The sequence below is a fragment of the Zoogloea sp. GW822-FHT05C07 genome (assembly GCF_058800215.1).
Map to the genome: position 1 here is coordinate 4440253 of NZ_CM179510.1, position 18621 is coordinate 4458873.

The 18621-nt window shown below is 65.4% G+C and carries 17 protein-coding genes; 8 read left to right on the top strand and 9 right to left on the bottom strand.

Annotated elements, in window-relative coordinates; all coding sequences use genetic code 11:
• The first annotated feature begins 93 nt into the window (after nt 1-93).
• On the top strand, nt 94-2265 hold the full coding sequence (locus tag AC3QL2_RS20475; RefSeq protein WP_493232859.1) for an ABC transporter substrate-binding protein: 2172 nt from the start codon (nt 94-96) through the stop codon (nt 2263-2265).
• A gap of 10 nt (nt 2266-2275) precedes the next feature.
• On the opposite strand, the gene AC3QL2_RS20480 is transcribed toward AC3QL2_RS20475, so the two are convergent.
• From AC3QL2_RS20480 to xseA, 9 genes are all read right to left on the bottom strand, one after another.
• A complete protein-coding gene (locus AC3QL2_RS20480; protein WP_493232858.1) occupies nt 2276-2740 on the bottom strand; it encodes a hypothetical protein in 465 nt (154 codons plus the stop codon).
• The gene (locus tag AC3QL2_RS20485) at nt 2733-3662 is read right to left on the bottom strand and encodes an FAD:protein FMN transferase (protein ID WP_493232857.1); all 930 of its coding nucleotides are present in this window, start codon (nt 3660-3662) and stop codon (nt 2733-2735) included. The genes AC3QL2_RS20480 and AC3QL2_RS20485 overlap by 8 nt, the downstream gene beginning before the upstream one ends.
• Nucleotides 3659-4225: an FMN-binding protein gene (locus tag AC3QL2_RS20490; protein ID WP_493232856.1), complete on the bottom strand. Its 567-nt coding sequence runs from the start codon at nt 4223-4225 to the stop codon at nt 3659-3661. Before AC3QL2_RS20490 ends, AC3QL2_RS20485 begins: the two co-directional genes overlap by 4 nt.
• Nucleotides 4226-4311: 86 nt before the next feature.
• Nucleotides 4312-5664 carry a porin gene (locus AC3QL2_RS20495; protein ID WP_493232855.1) on the bottom strand — a complete coding sequence of 451 codons (1353 nt, stop codon included), beginning with the start codon at nt 5662-5664 and terminating at the stop codon, nt 4312-4314.
• Between the two features lie 53 nt (nt 5665-5717).
• A complete protein-coding gene (locus AC3QL2_RS20500) occupies nt 5718-6902 on the bottom strand; it encodes a cytochrome-c peroxidase (protein ID WP_493232854.1) in 1185 nt (394 codons plus the stop codon).
• A gap of 243 nt (nt 6903-7145) precedes the next feature.
• Nucleotides 7146-7796, bottom strand: a complete 651-nt coding sequence (locus AC3QL2_RS20505) for a DUF4136 domain-containing protein (protein WP_493232853.1) — start codon at nt 7794-7796, stop codon at nt 7146-7148.
• A gap of 63 nt (nt 7797-7859) precedes the next feature.
• Nucleotides 7860-10994 carry an error-prone DNA polymerase gene (locus AC3QL2_RS20510; RefSeq protein WP_493232851.1) on the bottom strand — a complete coding sequence of 1045 codons (3135 nt, stop codon included), beginning with the start codon at nt 10992-10994 and terminating at the stop codon, nt 7860-7862.
• A gap of 166 nt (nt 10995-11160) precedes the next feature.
• On the bottom strand, nt 11161-11748 hold the full coding sequence (locus tag AC3QL2_RS20515) for a superoxide dismutase (protein WP_481122206.1): 588 nt from the start codon (nt 11746-11748) through the stop codon (nt 11161-11163).
• Nucleotides 11749-11869: 121 nt separating this feature from the next.
• Nucleotides 11870-13228, bottom strand: a complete 1359-nt coding sequence (xseA, locus tag AC3QL2_RS20520) for an exodeoxyribonuclease VII large subunit (RefSeq protein WP_493232850.1) — start codon at nt 13226-13228, stop codon at nt 11870-11872.
• A 298-nt stretch (nt 13229-13526) separates the two neighbouring features.
• Between xseA and AC3QL2_RS20525 the strand changes: the two genes are divergently transcribed.
• The 7 genes from AC3QL2_RS20525 to AC3QL2_RS20555 all read left to right on the top strand — a co-directional run bounded on the left by AC3QL2_RS20525 (nt 13527) and on the right by AC3QL2_RS20555 (nt 18575).
• A complete protein-coding gene (locus tag AC3QL2_RS20525) occupies nt 13527-14132 on the top strand; it encodes a MotA/TolQ/ExbB proton channel family protein (RefSeq protein ID WP_079434917.1) in 606 nt (201 codons plus the stop codon).
• 10 nt (nt 14133-14142) lie between these two features.
• The gene (locus tag AC3QL2_RS20530) at nt 14143-14565 is read left to right on the top strand and encodes an ExbD/TolR family protein (protein ID WP_493232849.1); all 423 of its coding nucleotides are present in this window, start codon (nt 14143-14145) and stop codon (nt 14563-14565) included.
• A 14-nt stretch (nt 14566-14579) separates the two neighbouring features.
• Nucleotides 14580-15590 (top strand): tetraacyldisaccharide 4'-kinase, encoded by a 1011-nt coding sequence (lpxK, locus tag AC3QL2_RS20535; protein ID WP_493232848.1) that lies wholly within the window; start codon nt 14580-14582, stop codon nt 15588-15590.
• Nucleotides 15571-15759, top strand: a complete 189-nt coding sequence (locus AC3QL2_RS20540) for a Trm112 family protein (protein ID WP_079434920.1) — start codon at nt 15571-15573, stop codon at nt 15757-15759. The genes lpxK and AC3QL2_RS20540 overlap by 20 nt, the downstream gene beginning before the upstream one ends.
• Before the next feature lies 1 nt (nt 15760).
• On the top strand, nt 15761-16534 hold the full coding sequence (kdsB, locus tag AC3QL2_RS20545; RefSeq protein ID WP_493232846.1) for a 3-deoxy-manno-octulosonate cytidylyltransferase: 774 nt from the start codon (nt 15761-15763) through the stop codon (nt 16532-16534).
• Nucleotides 16535-16581: 47 nt separating this feature from the next.
• Nucleotides 16582-17235, top strand: coding sequence for an adenylate kinase (adk, locus tag AC3QL2_RS20550; protein WP_493232845.1), 654 nt, complete (start codon nt 16582-16584; stop codon nt 17233-17235).
• An 83-nt stretch (nt 17236-17318) separates the two neighbouring features.
• Nucleotides 17319-18575, top strand: a complete 1257-nt coding sequence (locus AC3QL2_RS20555; protein ID WP_493232844.1) for a 6-phosphofructokinase — start codon at nt 17319-17321, stop codon at nt 18573-18575.
• The last annotated feature ends 46 nt before the right edge of the window (nt 18576-18621 follow it).

The window sequence follows — 18621 nt, forward strand, 5'->3', positions numbered from 1 at the left end:
AGGTGTCTCCAGTGAATAACCTCTCGATTATAACGGATGCTTCCTGGACGTGCGTTGCCGCGGACCGACGGGCTATCCGTTAGACTTAGTGTTATGCGCACGACTATTTCTCATTTCTGCCTGGTCTTGTTCGCTCTCGTGAGCACAGGTTGCGGCCAGGTGTGGAACGACCCATACCCTGCGGCGGAGCAGGGGCAGAACATCCTGTACACCGCGTTCACGCAACGTCCCAAGCATCTGGACCCGGTGCAGTCCTACAGTGAAGACGAGGCGCTCTTCCTCAGTCAGATCTACGAGCCGCCCCTGCAGTACCACTACCTGAAGCGTCCCTTTCAGCTTGAGCCCTTGTCTGCCGTACAGATGCCGGTTCTTCGGGAATACGATGGGCAAGGGCAGCTTTTGCCGGCTGGGAGTGATCCAGCGAAGATCGCGCGCAGCGAGTATGAGATCCGGATTCGCCCGGGCATTCGCTATCAACCCCATCCGGCCTTCGCGATGGATGCCCGAGGCGAGCCCGTCTATCGGAATCTGGGGGCGCGGGATCTGGCCGGGAAAAGCGTTCTGGGCGATTTTCCGCAGACTGCCAGCCGGGAGCTGACCGCAGACGATTTCGTCTATCAGATCAAGCGCCTGGCACATCCGCGCCTGCATTCTCCGGTGCTTGAGCTGATGAGTGATTACATCGTTGGCCTGAAGGAGTTGCATGCGCGCCTGCTCGCCGACGAAAAGGCGGGCCGCAGCTCGTCGCCGGGTGGATGGATTGATCTGCGCAATTATCCGCTGAGCGGCGTGGAGCTTGTCGATCACTACACCTACCGGATCAAGATCAAGGGAAGCTACCCCCAGTTCAACTATTGGCTGGCCATGAGTTTCTTTGCGCCGTTGCCGTACGAGGTGGACCGCTTTTTTGCACAACCGGGCATGGCGGAGCGCAATCTGACGCTGGACTGGTGGCCGGTGGGAACCGGGCCGTACATGCTGGCAGACAACAACCCCAACGCGCGCATGGCGCTGGTCCGCAATCCGAATTTCCATGGGGCGAGCTACCCCTGTGAGGGGGAGCCGGAGGACCGCGATGCAGGCTTGCTCCGCGATTGCGGAAAGCCGCTTCCCTTCATCGACAAGGTGGTGTTCACGCGGGAGAAGGAGAGCATCCCGTACTGGAACAAGTTCCTGCAGGGGTATTACGACGCGTCCGGTGTTTCTTCGGACAACTTCGATCAGGCGGTGCAGATGGGCGGGCAGGGTGACGTGACCTTGTCCGGCGACATGGTCGCCAAAGGCATCAAGCTCAACACCTCTGTAGCGCCGAGCGTGATGTACATGGGCTTCAACATGCTCGACCCGGTGGTTGGTGGGAATAGTGAACGGGCGCGCAAGCTGCGCCTGGCGCTGTCGATTGCCATCGACGAGGAGGAATTCATCTCGGTCTTTCTCAATGGACGCGGCCTGCCGGCTATGCATCCGATTCCGCCCGGCATCTCGGGCTATCGCGCTGACAAGGCCGGGATCAACCCGTATGTGTATGACTGGGTCGATGGCAAACCGAGTCGCAAGTCCGTGGATGAAGCTCGCCGCCTGCTCGTCGAGGCGGGGTATCCAGGTGGGCGCGATGAGAAGACCGGCGATCCGCTGGTGATCAACCTCGACACCACCGGTACCGGCCTGGGAGACAAGTCTTCCGTCGACTGGCTTTCCAAGCAGTTGAAGAAACTGGACATCCAGCTAGTGGTCAGGGCGACCGATTACAACCGCTTCCAGGACAAGATTCGCAAGGGCAACGCTCAACTCTTCTACTGGGGGTGGAACGCCGATTACCCTGATCCGGAGAACTTCCTGTTCTTGCTGCATGGCGCTCAGGGCAAGGTCAAGAGCCAGGGGGAAAATGCGTCGAATTACGAGAACCCCGAATACGATCGCCTGTTCGAGCGCATGAAGGCGATGCCGGACGGTGCCGAGCGGATGGCCATCATCGAGCGCATGCTGGCCATCCTGCAGCATGACGCGCCCTGGGTCTGGGGCTTTTACGAAAAGGCCTACACGCTGCAGCACGGCTGGGTCTACAACCGCAAGCCCGGCAAGATCGTCCGCAACACGCTGAAGTACCAGCGTATCGATGTGGCGGCCAGGGAGCAGAAACGTGCCGAGTGGAATACACCCGTGTTGTGGCCCTTGCTTCTCGTTGTGGCGCTGGGGGCGGTGCTTGTCGCTCCCGCGGTGATGCACTACCGTCGGCACGAACAGGCCACGGCCGATGGAGGCTGAGCGGGGCTGCTCAAACCGGGTGCTTGCGCGCCCTGACGGCTTGCACAATGTGCAGCAGCAGCCCAAAGGGCAGGAGCATTCCGCAGCCCATATGGATCCAGCTGGTCGTTGCCCGTTGCGATTCGTCGGCCAGGTAGTATAGGCCATAGCCGCTGAGGGTCAGGGCGCTCCACAGCAGGAACAGGCCGCCGCCCGACAGTCGATGGGTGCCCCGGTGCCAGGCTGGCTGCACGTGGGTCGTCCAGATGCTGCCCAGCACGACCAGACCGAACATCGCGGCGGCGCCATGCGCACGCATGGCCCAAGGCTCAACGGGATGGCGGGCGGCATCTTCCGGCAGCGGCAGCAGGTAGTGGGCCAGCATCCAGGCGACGCCGCTGCCCAGCAGCAGCAGTGTGCTCAGGTGGACGGCGTGGCGTTGACGGCGCCCCGGTCGGACGGCTTTCCGGGGGCGTGAGTGCGGATGTTCATGCATGAAGAGGCTGTCGTCCTAAGGGGGCGTCATGGCCCAGCGCCGACCAGAAGCCGGGGCTGGCCTGGAGGGTATCCGGCGCCTCGATGATGGCGGCGCTGGCGCCCAGTTCGACCAGCAAGGGGCTGGCATCCCGGCCGAGCAGGCTGACGATCTTGGTCAGCGCATCGGCCTCGCAGCAGGTGCCGGCAATCACCGTCACGCTGCGCGGGCGGGATTGTGCAACGCCGTGGCGGGGATGAACAATGGGCGATGCGTCCTTTTGGTCGCCGCGGCGCCCGAGGAGGAAGTCGCCCGAGCTGGCAACCGCCTTGTTCGCAATGTGGCCGAGGGGGATGGACCGGGATGCGTCGTCCGGATGCCGGACCGCAAGCGGATGGCGTTGTCCCAGGCGGCTGAAATGGCGGAGGTCGCCACCGGCATTCACGCAGGCATTGTGCACGCCGAGGCGTTCCAGGGCGTCGATTGCCCGGTCGACGGCGTAGCCCTTGGCGATGCCCCCCAGGTCGATCCACAGGGGGCGCCGGAAGCGCACGCTGCCGCCGTCGTCGATTTCGATGTCTTCCCAGCTCGCTCCCTTGTCGGCATCGGGAGCCGTGGGGCTGGGCAGTATCTCGCGCTGGACCAGCGCCGGGGCGACCGTCGGGTCGAAGAGACCGCCGGACAACTGTGCGAAGCGGCGGGCGGCAAGTAGCACGGCCCGCGTGCCGGCGCCCACGGCCACGGGGTGCAGATGGGCTTCCCGGTTCAGCCGGGACACGTCGCTGTCTGGCGAGTGGAAGCTCATGGCCTGGTGAACGGCGTCGATTTCCTCGAATGCTGCCTGTAGCGCCGTTTCGGCGACGTGGTCATCCGCCGCCGTTACGTCGATATGTACATAAGTCCCCAGCCACGGACGGATCCGTCGCAAGGTGCTGGTGTTCATCGAGTCTTGGCGAGCTGGGCGTGCAGAGCCAGCAGGCGCTGAACGCCGGCGGTGAGGTGAGAACAGGACAGGGTGGCGCCGCTGATATTCTTGATATCGTCACCGAAGTGGAAGGGCGTATCCAGACGACGTCCGGCGAACTGCTTGCGCCAGCTGGGCGTGCGGACTTCGTAGCCGTGGGTCTCGCGGTACTCGAGAATCTCCAGGGAACGGACGGCACCGTCGGCGCCGATTGCCACCGCGTAAGTCACCCATTCGACCTTGCCCAGCACATCATCCACGTAGAGTGTGCCGAGCAGCTTGTTGCCCGCCCAGGCGTCGATCTGCCGGACTTCGCCGCGCTGGCGCACGCTGGCCACCGCGTCGAGGCTGTGGAGTTGCTCGGGCGTCAGGCGCAGCACGTGCGCGTCGAAACGGTCTGCCTCGGGAAAGGCCGCCTTTTCGGCCTGCTCGACGCTCATGTACTGGGCGGCCTCGACGGCGGGCGGACAGAGAGCGCTCAGGCCGGCGCTGGCCAGGCTGACCAGGGAGACCGTGCTCCAGCTGTCACAGGACTTGCTCATCATTGTTCCTTCGTTGAAAGCACAAAGCCCGGCGGGTCGGTGAGAGCCGCCGGGCAGGGTGGGAGGATACCGCGTTCGTCTCCGGATCAGAACTGGTAGCCGATGCCCAGGTTCAGGCGATCGCGGGTGCGCTCCAGCTGGAAGCGCTGCACGTCGGCCTTCAGCACCACGTTGTCGCCGACACGCAGGTTTGCACCGAGGGTGACGACCTTCTCGTCACGCTGGGAGTCGGTTTCCAGGCCCGCCGGCATGGCTGCGTAGTTGGCCGCCGTGTTGAACACCTCGTAACGCGCGAACGGGCTCAGACGGTATTCGCCGCCTTCCCACAGCTTGTAGGCAGCCTGGGTGTACCAGCCATAGAAGGTCTTGGGCACCAGGGTGCCGCCGGCAAATTGCAGGTTGAACTCGCTGGTGTCGGTGATGGTACCGCGTGCATACAGGGCGGACAGGTCCCACTTGCCGGGCGTCCAGCGCGCGTGGGTGTCCCACAGGGTCACGCGGGCGTCGGGGGCGTACAGGCCGGCCTTGGTGCTGTCCGCGGCGGTGTTTTTGTGGGAAACCTTGCCGGAGAACACGCCGGCACCCACGTCCAGGCCGGGTGTGCCGCGCCAGCTGACGGCGCCGTAGGCCGACAGGTTGTTGGCTTTGGCGAGCTGGCCTTCCTGATGCAGGGCGCCGAGGGGCGACTCCTTGCCTTCGCTGCTGGTGCCGTCCCACTTGTTGAGGTCGAAGCCGCTGGTGATGCCGACGTCCCAGCGCAGGCCGGCATCGGTCACGCCGAAGGCGGACATGCCGACTTCGCGCCAGGTGGTCGGGATGATGGCCGTCTCGACGAAGTTGCGTTCCACGCCGTAGTAGGAGGTGGGCTCGTGGCTCAGGTTCAACATGCCGAGGGGGATCAGGAACAGACCGCCCTTCAGGCCGATATTGTCGTTGAGACGATGTTCGACATAGAGCTGTTCGACTTCGGCTTCGCCTTGATCGGAGGAGGAGGCGATGGCGTGTTCGAACTCGAACTCGGCGACGATGCGGGTGCGCTCGGAAGCCTGGTGGGTCACGCCGAGCACGGCGCGGCGGACGTCCATCTGGGTGTTGCTCTGGTCGCGGAAGGGGCGGTTGTAATTGACTTCACCGTAGCCGAAGAAGCTGGTCTGGCCGCTGGAGCTGCTGACGGCCAGGGGCGCTTGATAGGCCTGGGCAGGTGCTGCGGCAGGGCTCGGGACGGCAGCCGGTGCCGGAGCCGTAGAGGAGGCGGTGGCCGCAACAGGGGCCTGGTTGGCCGTCGCCTGCGCCTTGACGGTCTTCAGCTCGGCCTTGACGGCTTCGAGTTCAGCTGCGAGGCGTTCGAGCCTGGCCATCAGCTCGGTGTCGGTGGCGGCATGAGCGCTGCCGGTGGCAAACAGGGCCGCGAGGGCCAGACAGATCGGGGTGCTCTTCATCGTCGTTTCTCCGGAATCAGCAAGCAGGCTTCAATGTGGAAATCGGTATCGGCTCAGGGGGCGTAGCCGTCGGTCAGCGTGTTCAGGAAGGTCACCAGGTCGGCGATCTCGCTTTCGGTGAGGGCAGGGTTATCGCCGGGCTTCCGGTTGTACGGCACCTCGACGGTATTCACGTTCTTGCGGTAGACGGCGGGCAGGTCGTTGAACTTCTGCACCGTGCCGCTGGTGTCCGTGGGGTACCACTCCTCGGGGTTGGTGTCGCGGCGGACGTAGAAGCGCACTGCGTCGGTGAGGGTCTTGAGGGCACCGTTGTGGAAGTAGGGGCCGGTCTTGGCGATGTTGCGCAGGGTCGGCACGCGGAAGGCGCCGCACAGGTCGGTGCGGGCGGACAGATCGGTGCGCACCGGGCCGCACAGGCCGAGGTCGTAGTAGCTGACATCGCTGTTGGCCTTGATGTCCATGTTGCGCGGCACGCCCAGAGTGTCGTAGGTGAAGTCGGTGAACAGCGGGGGATGGCCGTCCGCCGGGGTGCCGACGTGGCAGGCGGTGCAGTTGCCCTTGTTCGGATCGTTGAACAGCGCCCAGCCGCGCATTTCAGCGTCGGTGAGCTGGACCTTGCCGGCGAGCCAGAGGTCGAACTTGCTGCTGAACGGGGCGAAATCGGCGTCTTCCAGCTGGTACTGTTGGAGTGCGTATTGCAGGCGGGCGAAGGCGTCGGCGGGGCGGCTGAAGATGTCGCTGCCGAAGACCTTCATGAATTCGGTGGCATTGGCGGAGCGCTTGAGCTTGGCCACCACGTCGTCGGCGCTGGTGTTGGCCATCTCGTTCGGGTTGAGGAGGGGGCCCGAAGCCTGGTCGCCGAGGGTGTTGGCGCGGCCGTCCCAGGTGAAGCCGCCGGTCGGCGTGCCGTCCTTGGCGAAGTAGAAGGCGGTGTTGAACTTGAGGTACTTGAGCGACGGAGCCTGGCGTCCGGCCTCGTGGCCGGCGTCCGCGCCGGCGGGCACCGAGCGGTTGTCGGTGGCTGCGTAGTGGTTGGCCTTGACGTGGCAGGTGGCGCAGGACATGGCGCCGGTGCTCGACAGGAGCGGGTCGTTGAACAGCTTTTCGCCGAGCTGGGCCGCTGCGGATAGCTCGCTGGTGGCTGTCTCGGCACTGGATCCTCCTCCGCCTCCACCGCCGCAGGCGACGAGCAGCAGGGTCATGGACAGGGATAGGGTAATCCGGGCGAGGCGGTGCATCGAAGGGCTCCAGTCAGTCGGCGTCGGCAGTGAACCTGGGCGGCCTGGTGGCCGGCAGGTTGCGTCCTCTTCGCTGGCTGGCTGGGCGGTTGCTTGGCTGGCTTGCGTTTGCGAATGTAAAACAGGATTCATTCGCAAATGAGAATGAATCCTATGTTAAGGCTGGAACCCGAAATGGTCAATGCCCCTGACCTGAATAGGGGTGTTTTACGTCGCCCGGAGAGGAAATGGGGTGGATCGTTCTCAGTTGGGCGGTAGCAGCCCTTCGTCCCTGAGGCGTTTGCCGAGCAGATCGATCAGCTCGTCCACGAGGCGGATGGATGATTCGGGATTGACGGATTCAGTGACCGCCGACCACACCGGCTTGGCGTCCGGCAGGCGATACAGCAGTGTCTCGACGACGACACGGGTGGTGTCAATGGTGTAGCCGGGGGCTTCGTAGGTATAGGGGTAGTAGCTGAAGAAGGGGCTGTAATAAGGCCGATAGTAAGGCCCCATCCGCCAGAACAAGGGGTCGGGCCCGAACTGGGTTTGCGGGGGAACGACGGTCTGCGTCTTGTCCACGGATACCAGGCGGGCGACGAGAGCACTGTCGAAACCGCCGTCGATCAAACGCCGGCGGACGCTGGCGGCTTCGGGCTTGGGTTCGAGGTCGAGCAGATGCCCGGCGGTGGCCTGCACGCTCCTGGGCATGTGCTGGACGATGCGGTTCTCGGCCATCTTGCGCAGGTTTTCGTCGTCCTTTACAGAGACGAAGACGGCAATCCTGTGAGGGGCGACGGCTGGTGTGCTGGTATCGCGCCAGCTGGATTGGATGGTGCTGGTTGCGCAGCCCGCCAGCAGGAGCATGCAGGAAACGAGAAGTGACAGTACGGACAGGGGGCGGAAACGCATGAGGTACTCCGGGCGAGATGGTGGACTCTTCATGGAAATGAGACCGCGGAAGGGCGGCGGGATTCAATGAAAGTCCCGGCTCCTGGGGGCCAGCTGGCCAAGCAGGGAGGAGCGGTCCACGACCCGTTTGGCGTGCAGGTGCACCACCTTGTCCTGGCGGACGATCTGCCCATAGACGCCGAGCAGGCTGGTGCCCAGCAGGATGCGTCTTTCGGCCTCCAGGAGTTCGGGCCGGACGATGACGTTGATCCAGCCGGTTTCGTCCTCGATGGTGACGAACATCGTGCCCCTGGCCGTCCCCGGACGCTGGCGACAGGTGACGATGCCGGCGGCCCGGGCCAGTTTGCGGTCCGGGCAGTCGGAGATTTCCGCCGCGGTCAGGAAGCGCTCGGCCCGTAAGCGGGCGCGCAGGAAGAGCAGTGGATGGCGGCCCAGGCTGAAACCCAGGCGCGCATAGTCGGCGATCAGGTCCTGGGTTTCGCTGGGGGTGGGAAGGGCGAGCCGGTCGTCCGCCAGCGGTGCCTGGTGGAGCAGGCCGGGGGGGGGCTGGGCGCCGCTGGCGGCCCACCAGGCCTGGCGCCGGTGGCCAGCCAGGCTGGCAATGGCACCGGCGGACGCCAGTGCGCGGAGCTCCGCCGGGTTGAGCCCGGCCCGGCGCGTCAGGTCGTCCACCGACAGGAAGGCGCCGCCCTGTCTGGCGGCGACGATGCGTTCTGCGGCGGCGGCATTGAAGCCCTTGACGAGGCGCAGACCGAGGCGGGCGGCGGGGAGATCCGGGGCGCTGCTGGAGGCTTCCTGCGTGCATTCCCACTCGCTGGCGCTGACATCGACCGGGCGGACTTCGACCCCATGACGCTGGGCGTCCTGGATCAGCTGGGACGGGCCGTAGAAGCCCATCGGCTGGCTGTTGAGTAGACCGCACAGGAAGGCCGCCGGCTCGAAACGCTTGAGCCAGGCTGAAACATAGACCAGCAGCGCGAAGCTGGCAGCGTGGGATTCCGGAAAGCCGTAGCTGCCGAAGCCCTGGATCTGCCGGCACAGCGCCTCGGCGAATTCCCGCGGGTACTCGCGATCGAGCATGCCGGCTGTCAGGCGCTCCTGGTAGTGCTGCAGGTCGCCCTGGCGTCCCCAGGCACCCATCGAGCGGCGTAGTTGATCGGCATCGCCGGGGCTGAAGCCGGCGGCGACCATCGCCAGTTGCATGACCTGTTCCTGAAAGATCGGCACACCGTAGGTGCGGGACAGGACCGGCTCGATCTCCGCCCGTGGATAGTCGATGGTCTCCTGACGGGCCACCTTTTCCCGCGCCTGCAGGTAGGGATGGACCATGCCGCCCTGGATTGGCCCGGGCCGGACGATGGCCACCTCGACGACCAGGTCGTAGTAGGTGCGTGGCTTCAGGCGCGGCAGCATGCTCATCTGGGCGCGGGACTCCACCTGGAAGACACCCATGGCGTCGGCTTCGCACAGCATGTCGTAGACGGGCGCCTGCTCCCGCGGGATGTCGGCTACCGCAAAGGGCTGGCCACGCCAGCGTGAGATGAGGTCCAGGCTGCGGCGGATCGCCGACAGCATGCCGAGGGCTAGCACGTCCACCTTCAGCAGCCCGAGGGTTTCCAGGTCGTCCTTGTCCCACTGGATGACGGTGCGTTCGGCCATGGCGGCGTTCTCCACCGGGACCAGTTCGGCCAGCGGGCCGCGGGAAATCACGAAGCCGCCTACGTGCTGGGACAGGTGACGGGGAAAGCCGACGAGCGTGTTGGCGAGTTCGAGCAGCAACTGCGTGCGCGGCGCGTCCGGATCGAGGCCGGCTTCGCGCAGGCGTTCCGGTGCCACCCGGCTGCCGTCCCACCAGGCCAGGCGGCGGCTGAGCTGTTCCATTTGGCCGAGGTCGAAGCCGAGGGCACGGCCCACGTCACGCAGGGCGCTGCGGGGACGGTAGCGGATCACCGTGGCGGCCAGGGCGGCCCGATCCCGACCGTACTTGTTGTAGATGTACTGGATGATCTCTTCACGCCGGTCGTGCTCGAAGTCCACGTCGATGTCGGGCGGCTCGCGGCGCTCTTTCGACACGAAGCGCTCGAAGAGCAGATGCCCGTCCTCCGGCTTGACCTCGGTGATGCCCAGCGCGTAGCACACCACCGAATTGGCCGCCGAGCCGCGGCCCTGGCACAGGATGGTCTTGCTACGGGCGAAGCGGACGATGTCCTCGACGGTGAGGAAGAAGGCCTCGTACCCGAGGTCGATGATCAACGCGAGCTCCTTGTCGGCCTGGGCGCGGATGTGGGTAGGGACCCGATCCAGCCCGTCCGGACCTGACGGGTAGCGGCGCCGTAGGCCGGCGTCCACCAGCGCGTGCAGGTGGAATCCCGCCGTGGCGCCGGGAGGCACAATTTCTTCCGGATACTCGTAGCCCAGCTCGCTAAGCGGGCAGTGACAGCGGGCAGCGATCACCAGCGTTTCGGCCAACCACTCCGGCGGGTGGCGGCGGGCCAGGCGCTGGCGGCTCTGCAGGTGGAGTTCGGCATTGGCGGCCAGCCGGTAGCCGGCCTCGTCGATGCTGCAATGGTGGCGCAGGGCGCTCAGCACATCGGCCACGGGGTGGCGCGACGGGTGGTGCATCAGTGGTGCGCAGGTGCTGGCGACCGGGATGCCGGCGGCGCGCGCTGATGTGCCGATCCACGCCTGTCGGCGGCGGTCGTCGGCGCCCATCGGGAGGAGGGCGGCGAGCCAGGCGCTGCCGGGGAAGAGGGCGGCCAGCCAGCAGGCGTCATCCGTGAGCGTGGCGGAGGTGGTGTCCGGAGGAATCAGCAGGGCCAGGCAGCTGTTGAGACCGCCATGTAGATCCCGACGGTGCAGCCGGTACTGGCCCTTTTCCGTTGCCAGCCGGCCGTGGCTGATGAGGCGGCACAGCTGGCCGTAACCTTCCCGGTTCTCGGCCAGCAATACGAGCTGCGGGCCGTCCTCGAGCTGGATGCGGGTGCCGACGATCAGCTGCAGCCGTTCCTTGTGCGTCTGCCAGGCCGCGTAAGCCCGCACGACGCCGGCCATGGAGCATTCGTCGGCCAGCGCCAGCGCGGTATAGCCGAGGGCCACGGCCTGTTCGACGAGCTCCTCCGGATGCGAAGCACCGGTCTGGAAGCTGAAGTTGGAGCGGGCACAGAGTTCGGCAAAAGCGGGAGGATCCTGTTGGGACATGAGTTGACTGTATATAAATACAGCTTCCTCAACAAGCCATACTTCCGCGCTGCAAGACGTGCTCAAAAAGAACAGCCCCGACACGGCGTGAACCGGTGTCGGGGCTGTTCCGGGAGCGCTGACCGCTGAGGTCGCCGGGCTCCCGGTGGCTGCAGCCGCTTCGCGATCAGGCGAAGTTGGCGGCAGCGAAGTCCCAGTTGGCCAGGCTGTTCAGGAAGGTTTCCACGAACTTGGGACGGGCGTTGCGGTAGTCGATGTAGTAGGCGTGTTCCCACACGTCGATGGTCAGCAGGGGCTTGCCTTCGCCGCTCTTCAGCGGGTTGCCGGCGGCGCCGGTGTTGACGATGTCGACGGAGCCGTCGGCCTTCTTGACCAGCCAGGTCCAGCCGGAACCGAAGTTGCCGACGGCGGAAGCCTGGAAGGCCTTCTTGAACTCGTCGAAGGAACCCCACTTGGCGTTGATGGCGTCAGCCAGCGCGCCGGCGGGAGCGCCGCCGCCGTTCGGCTTGAGGGAGCTCCAGAAGAAGGTGTGGTTCCAGACCTGGGCGGCGTTGTTGTAGACGCCACCGGCCGGGGCCTTCAGGAAGGTCTCTTCGACGGACAGGTTCTCGTACTCGGTGCCCGGGATGAGGTTGTTCAGGTTGGTCACATAGGCCTGGTGGTGCTTGCCGTAGTGGTACTCGAAGGTTTCTTCGGAAATGTGGGGCACCAGGGCGTTCTTGGCGTAGGGCAGTTCGGGCAGGGTATGAGCCATTTGTTTCTCCGGGGTGTATAGGAAGTTATCCGACTATTCTAGTCGGGATTGGATTCTCTGCACAATCGGCCTCGGCGTACCTCATCCGGCCGCCGGTTCCATCCGCTATTTTGCACCGCAACTAGCCGGAATGCTTGTCTACCTTTGCATCTACGACACCGTCGTGGAATTCAACGTGGATGAGATCCCCCGGAACGAGCTCCTTGGCGGAGCGGACGATCTGGCCCGATGCGTCCCGCGTGATGCTGTAGCCGCGGGACAGCACGCCGCGGGGATCTAGGTGGGCCAGGTGCTGGCCCAGGGTGTCCACTTGCGTCCGGCGGTCGGCGAGCAGCTTGCGCATGGCGCGCTGCAGTCCTTGCTCCAGCGCGTCCAGTTTTTGTTGCCGGCTGGCCAGATCGGGGCGGCAGGCGGATAGGCGCAGTTCCAGCGTGGTGACCCGCGTCCGGTGGGCAGAAAGCTGCTGGACGATGCGGGCCTGCAGGCGTTGCCGCAGATTCTCCAGTTGCAGTCGGCCGGCGTGCAGGCGCTGGCGGGGATGGGTCAGGCGCGCTGCGGCCCGGTCGACGCGCTGGGCGGCGTTCTCGATGCGCCGCTCCATGGCCCGCTTGAGACGGCGCGCCAGTTGCTCCAGCCCCTCCCTGGCTTCCACGAAGCCGGCGCTGACCAGCTCGGCTGCGGCGGTCGGTGTGGCGGCGCGCAGATCGGCGGCGAAGTCGGCAATGCTCACGTCGGTCTCGTGGCCGACACCGACCACCACCGGCAAGGGGCAGGCGCGAATGGCCCGGGCGACGCTCTCGTCATTGAAGGCGGCGAGGTCTTCCAGGCTGCCGCCGCCGCGCACCAGCAGCAGCACGTCGTTGCCGTCCTGCTGGGCGCGGAGGCCAGCCTGGCGGATCGCGGCGGTGATCTGGGCGGGCGCGTCGGCGCCTTGGACCAGGCTCGGATACAGACTCAGCGGAACATGCGGTGCCCGCCGTGCCAACGCGGCCGTGACGTCGCGCCAAGCGGCGGCCTGGGGGGAGGTGACGACGGCGACGCCCCGCGGAAAGCGTGGTAACGGCCGCTTGGAGGCCGGATCGAACAGGCCTTCCGCCTCGAGGCGCGCCTTCAGGCGCAGGAAGGCCTCATAGAGATTCCCGACGCCGGCCTGGCGGATGGATTCGATATTCAGCTGGTAATCCCCGCGGGCTTCGAACAGCGTCACCAAGGCCCGCACTTCCACGCGCATCCCGTGTTCCAGGCGGAAGCCAAGCAGTTGGGCACGGTTGCGCCACATGGTGCAACGCACCTGTGCTTGGTCGTCCTTGAGGGTGAAGTACACATGCCCGGAGGCCGCGCGGGTGAGGGTCGAAACCTCTCCCGCGATCCACAACAGGGGGAAGCTGCCTTCCAGCGCTTCGCGGGCCGCGCGGTTCAGCCAGGACACGGAAACGACTTCGCCGGAGTTGACTTTGGTGCTGCTTTGCGGGGTGTTCATGGGGGCCAATTCTAACGGAATCCACATCCCGCCCAGGGCGGGGGTAAAAAATCCAGTTCTGGCCCTTGACTTGCCGATAAACTTGTAAGTAATTGATTTATAACATATGTGTATGTCGCCTCATTTTTGACCCGACCACTAAAAACCCTTACAAACTACGGGTTTAGCGCCCGCCCTTGGCATCAATCCACAAAGTTATCCACAGAATTTGTGGATTGTCTGACACGCTCCATGTGTTGCTCTGCAACCTTGGGCAGGTTAGAGTCACGGGCTTCGTCCGATTCCCAGGAGCGTTCGCGTGTTCGCCATTCTTCAAGCTGCCGGCTGGCCGATCTGGCCCTTGTTGTTTGCTTCGATCGTGGCCGTGGCCTTGATCATCGAGCGGCTCATTACGCTGCGTCGCAGCAAGATCCTGCCCGACGGCCTGGTGGACAAGGTGGTCGCCGAGATGCGCCAGAGTGGCGTGACTTCCGAGATGCTCAACCGCGTGGCCCTCAGCTCCCCGCTGGGGCGTGTGCTGGCCGCCGGTCTGCGCAACGTGCGCAGCCCGCGTGATGTGATGAAGGAGTCCATCGAGGAAACCGGTCGCGCGGTGACCCACGACCTGGAGCGCTTCCTGACCACCCTCGGCACCATCGCATCGATCAGCCCGCTGATGGGCCTGTTCGGTACCGTCGTAGGCATGATCGAAATCTTCGGCTCCCAGGCGCCCGGCGGCTCCAACCCCCAACAGCTGGCCCACGGTATCTCCATCGCCCTGTACAACACCGGTTTCGGCCTGGTCATCGCGATTCCGAGCATGATCTTCTGGCGCCATTTCCGGGCCACCGTCGATGGTCTGGTCATCGAGATGGAGCAGCAGGCGATCCGTCTCGTCGAACTGATCCACGGCGAACGTCGCTGAGGCACAGGCCATGAACTTCAGCCGCGGCCGCTCCCGCGAGGAGCCGGAAATCAACCTGATTCCGATGATCGACGTGCTGCTGGTGATCATCATCTTCCTGATGCTCACCACGACCTATTCGCGCTTCGCCGGGCTGGAGATCAACCTGCCCACCGCGGACGCCCAGGTCAGCGATGACAAGCCGGTCGAGATCAACGTGGCCGTCACCGCCGGTGGCGAGGTGGTCATCAACAAGCGCCCGGTCAGCGGCACCGACGTGGCCGCCATTGCAGCCGCGCTGCGCGCCGTGGCGCCTGCCAACGCCAAGGATCCGGTGGTCATCATCAATGCGGATGCGAAGGCGGTTCACCAGCGCGTCATCGATGTGATGCAGGCGGCGCAGCAGGCCGGGCTGATTCACATTTCCTTCGCCACTCAGGCTACTCAGCGCTGAGTCTGCAGTAATCCATGCCTCGTAGCGCCCCCGGATTCTGGCAGAGCCGAGGGGCGCTCGCATGGAGCCTCTTTCCTCTTTCCCTGTTGTTCGTATTGCTGGCCGGCCTGCGTCGCCGGCTCTTTGCGTTGGGCGTCCTGAAATCCGTCCGCCTGCCGGTGCGGGTCATCGTCGTCGGCAATGTGGCTGTCGGCGGGAGCGGCAAGACGCCCGTCGTGCTGTGGCTGGTGGAGCTTTTGCGCAGTCGGGGTTTCAAGCCGGGAATCGTCAGCCGTGGTTACGGCGGGGCGGTCGAAGGCGTGGCCGCGGTGCCCGTCGATGGCGATCCGGCCCGTTTCGGCGACGAGCCGGTGATGATGGCGTCCCGCTCGGGGTGCCCGGTCTTTGTCGGGCGAGACCGTCCGGCGGCGGGGCAGGCCTTGCTGAACGCCCACCCGGATGTGGATGTGCTGATCGCCGACGATGGTCTGCAGCATTACCGGCTGGCACGGGATCTGGAAGTGGTGGTGGTGGACGAAGCCACCCTCGGCAACTGCCTGCGCCTGCCGGCGGGGCCACTGCGGGAAGGCCTGGGCCGTGTTCGCGAGGCGGGGCTGGTGCTGGCCCACGGCGCCTTGTCGGAACGCTTGTCCGCAAAGATCCGCCCGGCGCCGGTGTTCCAGTTCGGGCTGGCCGGTTCGCTGTTCGAGCGGCTCGGGCGGCGCGAAGAACGTTGCGAGGCAGCCGCCTTCCGTGGCCGCCGGGTCCATGCGATGGCCGGCATCGGGCGGCCGGAACGCTTCTTCAGCCAGCTCGAAGGGTTGGGTTTGAGCATCCTGCGGCGCCCATTTCCCGATCATCACGCGTTCGCTGCGGCCGATCTGGGAATTTCCGATGGTGATGTGCTTCTGATGACTGAGAAGGATGCGGTAAAATGCGCGCCTTTCGCCCCGGCCGACAGCTGGGTGTGGCCGGTCCGCGCGCAGGTTGCGCCGGGGGCGGCGGAACTGATTGTGGAGAAGCTCGATGGACCCCCGACTGCTTGAAATCCTGGTGTGCCCGATTACCAAGGGCCCGCTCGACTTCCACAAGGACAAGCAGGAGCTGTGGAGCGTCAGCGCCCGCCTGGCTTACCCGATTCGTGACGGCATCCCGGTGATGCTGGAGGAAGAAGCCCGGTCGCTGACCGACGAAGAAATCGCCCAGTCCCGCTGACATGGGTTTCCGTATCGTCATTCCGGCCCGCTACGCGAGTAGCCGGTTGCCCGGCAAGCCGCTGCTCGATATCGCCGGCAAGCCGATGGTCCTGCGTGTGCTCGATCGCGCTCTGGAAGCCGGCGCCGACGAGGTGTGGGTGGCCACCGATCACGAAGGCATCGCCGCGGTGGTCGAACAGGCCGGAGGCAAGGTCGTCATCACCGACGCCGGGCATCCGTCGGGCACCGACCGCCTGGCCGAAGTGGCAACGCAACTGGGCTGGGGCGACGACGACATCGTCGTCAACGTGCAGGGTGACGAGCCGCTGATTCCGGCAGGACTGATCGGCCGTGCTGCCGAGTGCCTGGCCGGCGACACCGAGGCCGCCATCGCCACCGCCTGCCATCCGCTGGGTTCGGCGGAAGAATTCTTCAATCCGAACGTGGTGAAGGTCGTGCTCGATGCCCGGAGCCGGGCGCTGTATTTTTCGCGGGCGCCGATCCCCTGGGCGCGGGACGCCTTTGCGGCCGAGCGCGGCGTGCTGCCCGTCGGCCTGCCGGCCTATCGCCACATCGGCCTGTACGCTTATCGGGCTGGCTTCCTGAAGCGCTATTCCACGCTGACGCCGTCTCCGCTGGAGCACTGGGAGGCCCTCGAACAGCTGCGGGCAATGGCCCACGGTTTCCCCATCCGGGTCATGGTGCTGGACCAGGCTCCGCCCGCCGGAGTGGATACCGCCGAAGATCTTGAACGTGTCCGCCAGGCGTTTGACCTTGCGGAAGTTTCGCGATAGTTTCGCAATCCCATGTCGTATCGACAATAACCAGAGGAGGGAAAGACATGCGTTTGATTCTGTTGGGACCGCCGGGCGCCGGCAAGGGCACCCAAGCCAATTACATCAAGGAAAAGTTCGGTATTCCCCAGATCTCCACCGGCGACATGCTGCGTGCTGCCGTCAAGGCGGGCACCCCGTTGGGCATCGAGGCCAAGAAGGTCATGGATGCCGGCGGCCTCGTGTCCGACGACATCATCATCGGTCTGGTGAAGGACCGTCTGAAGGAAGCCGACTGCCAGTCCGGCTACATGTTCGACGGCTTCCCGCGCACCATTCCGCAGGCCGAGGCCATGAAGGCTGCCGGCGTGCCCATCGATTTCGTGCTCGAGATCGACGTGCCCGATGAAGAAATCATCGGCCGCATGTCCGGTCGCCGCGTGCACGTGGCTTCCGGCCGCACCTATCACGTCAAGTTCAACCCGCCCAAGGTGGAAGGCAAGGACGACGAGACCGGCGAGCCGCTGATCCAGCGCGACGACGACAAGGAAGAGACCGTCAAGAAGCGTCTCGACGTGTACCACGCCCAGACCAAGCCGCTGGTCGCCTATTATTCCGATTGGGCGGCCAAGGGTGACGCGACTGCGCCCCAGTACCGCAAGATCGGCGGCCTCGGCAAGGTCGAGGAAATCCGCGAGCGTGCTTTCGAAGCGCTGAAGTAAGCGCCCAGTCCGCACTCGCAAAGGGCCGGCTTCAAGCCGGCCTTTGTTTTTTCAGTGGCGCAATCTGCGGCAAGAGGATCCGGATGGCGAAAAATCTCCTTTATGCACAGTCGGGCGGCGTGACTGCGGTCATCAATGCGTCGGCGGCCGGCGTGATTGCTACCGCGCGCCAGGCCGGCGATGCGGTCGGACGTATATTGGCCGCCCGCAACGGCATTCTGGGCGTGCTGCGGGAAACCTTGCTGGACACCGCGGCCCTGTCGGACGCCGACCTGGCCCGCCTGCGCGCAACGCCGGGCGGCGCCTTCGGCTCCTGCCGCTTCGACCTGGATGCGCTGGAGCGCAATCCGGCCCAGTACGACCGCCTGTTCGATGTGCTGGCGGCTCATGACGTCGCCGGCTTTCTCTACAACGGCGGCAACGGTTCGATGGAGACCTGCCGGCAGATCCAGGCTGCGGCAGACCTGCGCGGCTATCCCTTGACCGTGGTCGGGGTGCCGAAAACCGTCGATAACGACATCGTTTTGACGGACTGCTGTCCGGGCTACGGTTCGGCGGCCAAGTACCTGGCGACTTCGATCCGCGAGGTCGGCCTCGATCTGGCGGCGATGACCACCGGCGGGGGGCGCGTCTTCGTGCTGGAAGTCATGGGGCGCAATGCCGGCTGGCTGGCGGCGGCCTGTGCGCTGGCGGCGGAGGAGGAAGACGCGGCGCCGCACCTGATCCTGCTGCCCGAGGTGCCCTTCGATGAGGCTGCCTTTCTGGTCCGTGTGAAGGAGATCGTCGAGCGCATCGGCGCCTGCGCGATCGTCGTGGCGGAAGGCATTCGCGGTTCGGACGGGCAGATCCTGGCCATGCATGACCGCAACCAGAAGGGCTACGTCCAGCTGGGCGGGGCGGGGGAGGTGGTGGCTGAGCGCATCCACGCCTGCCTCGGTTACAAGGTGCACTATGCGCTGGCCGACTATCTACAGCGTTCGGCCCGGCATCTGGCGTCGCGTACGGATACGGCCCAGGCTTTTGCCGTCGGCAAGGCGGCGGTGCGGCGGGCGCTGGCCGGCGAGCGGGGGGTCGTCGGCATCGAGCGGGTGTCGGACCAGCCCTATCGCTGGCGGACCAACCTGCAGCCCTTCGAGAGCGTGGCCAATCTGGAGCGCACTCTACCGCTGGAGTTCATCGCGGCGGACGGCTTTGGTGTGACCGCGGCATTTCAGACCTGGTGCCGCCCGCTGATTGCCGGCGAGGACTGGCCGCCGTTCAGGAACGGCTTGCCCGATTACCTGCACTTGCACCTGAATCTGCCTCTGATGGCGGCGCGCCTGCCTGCCTACGAGGTTTGATCCGGCCCGGCGCATGCGACCTCCCCGTTGGGAGGCCGCATGCGCC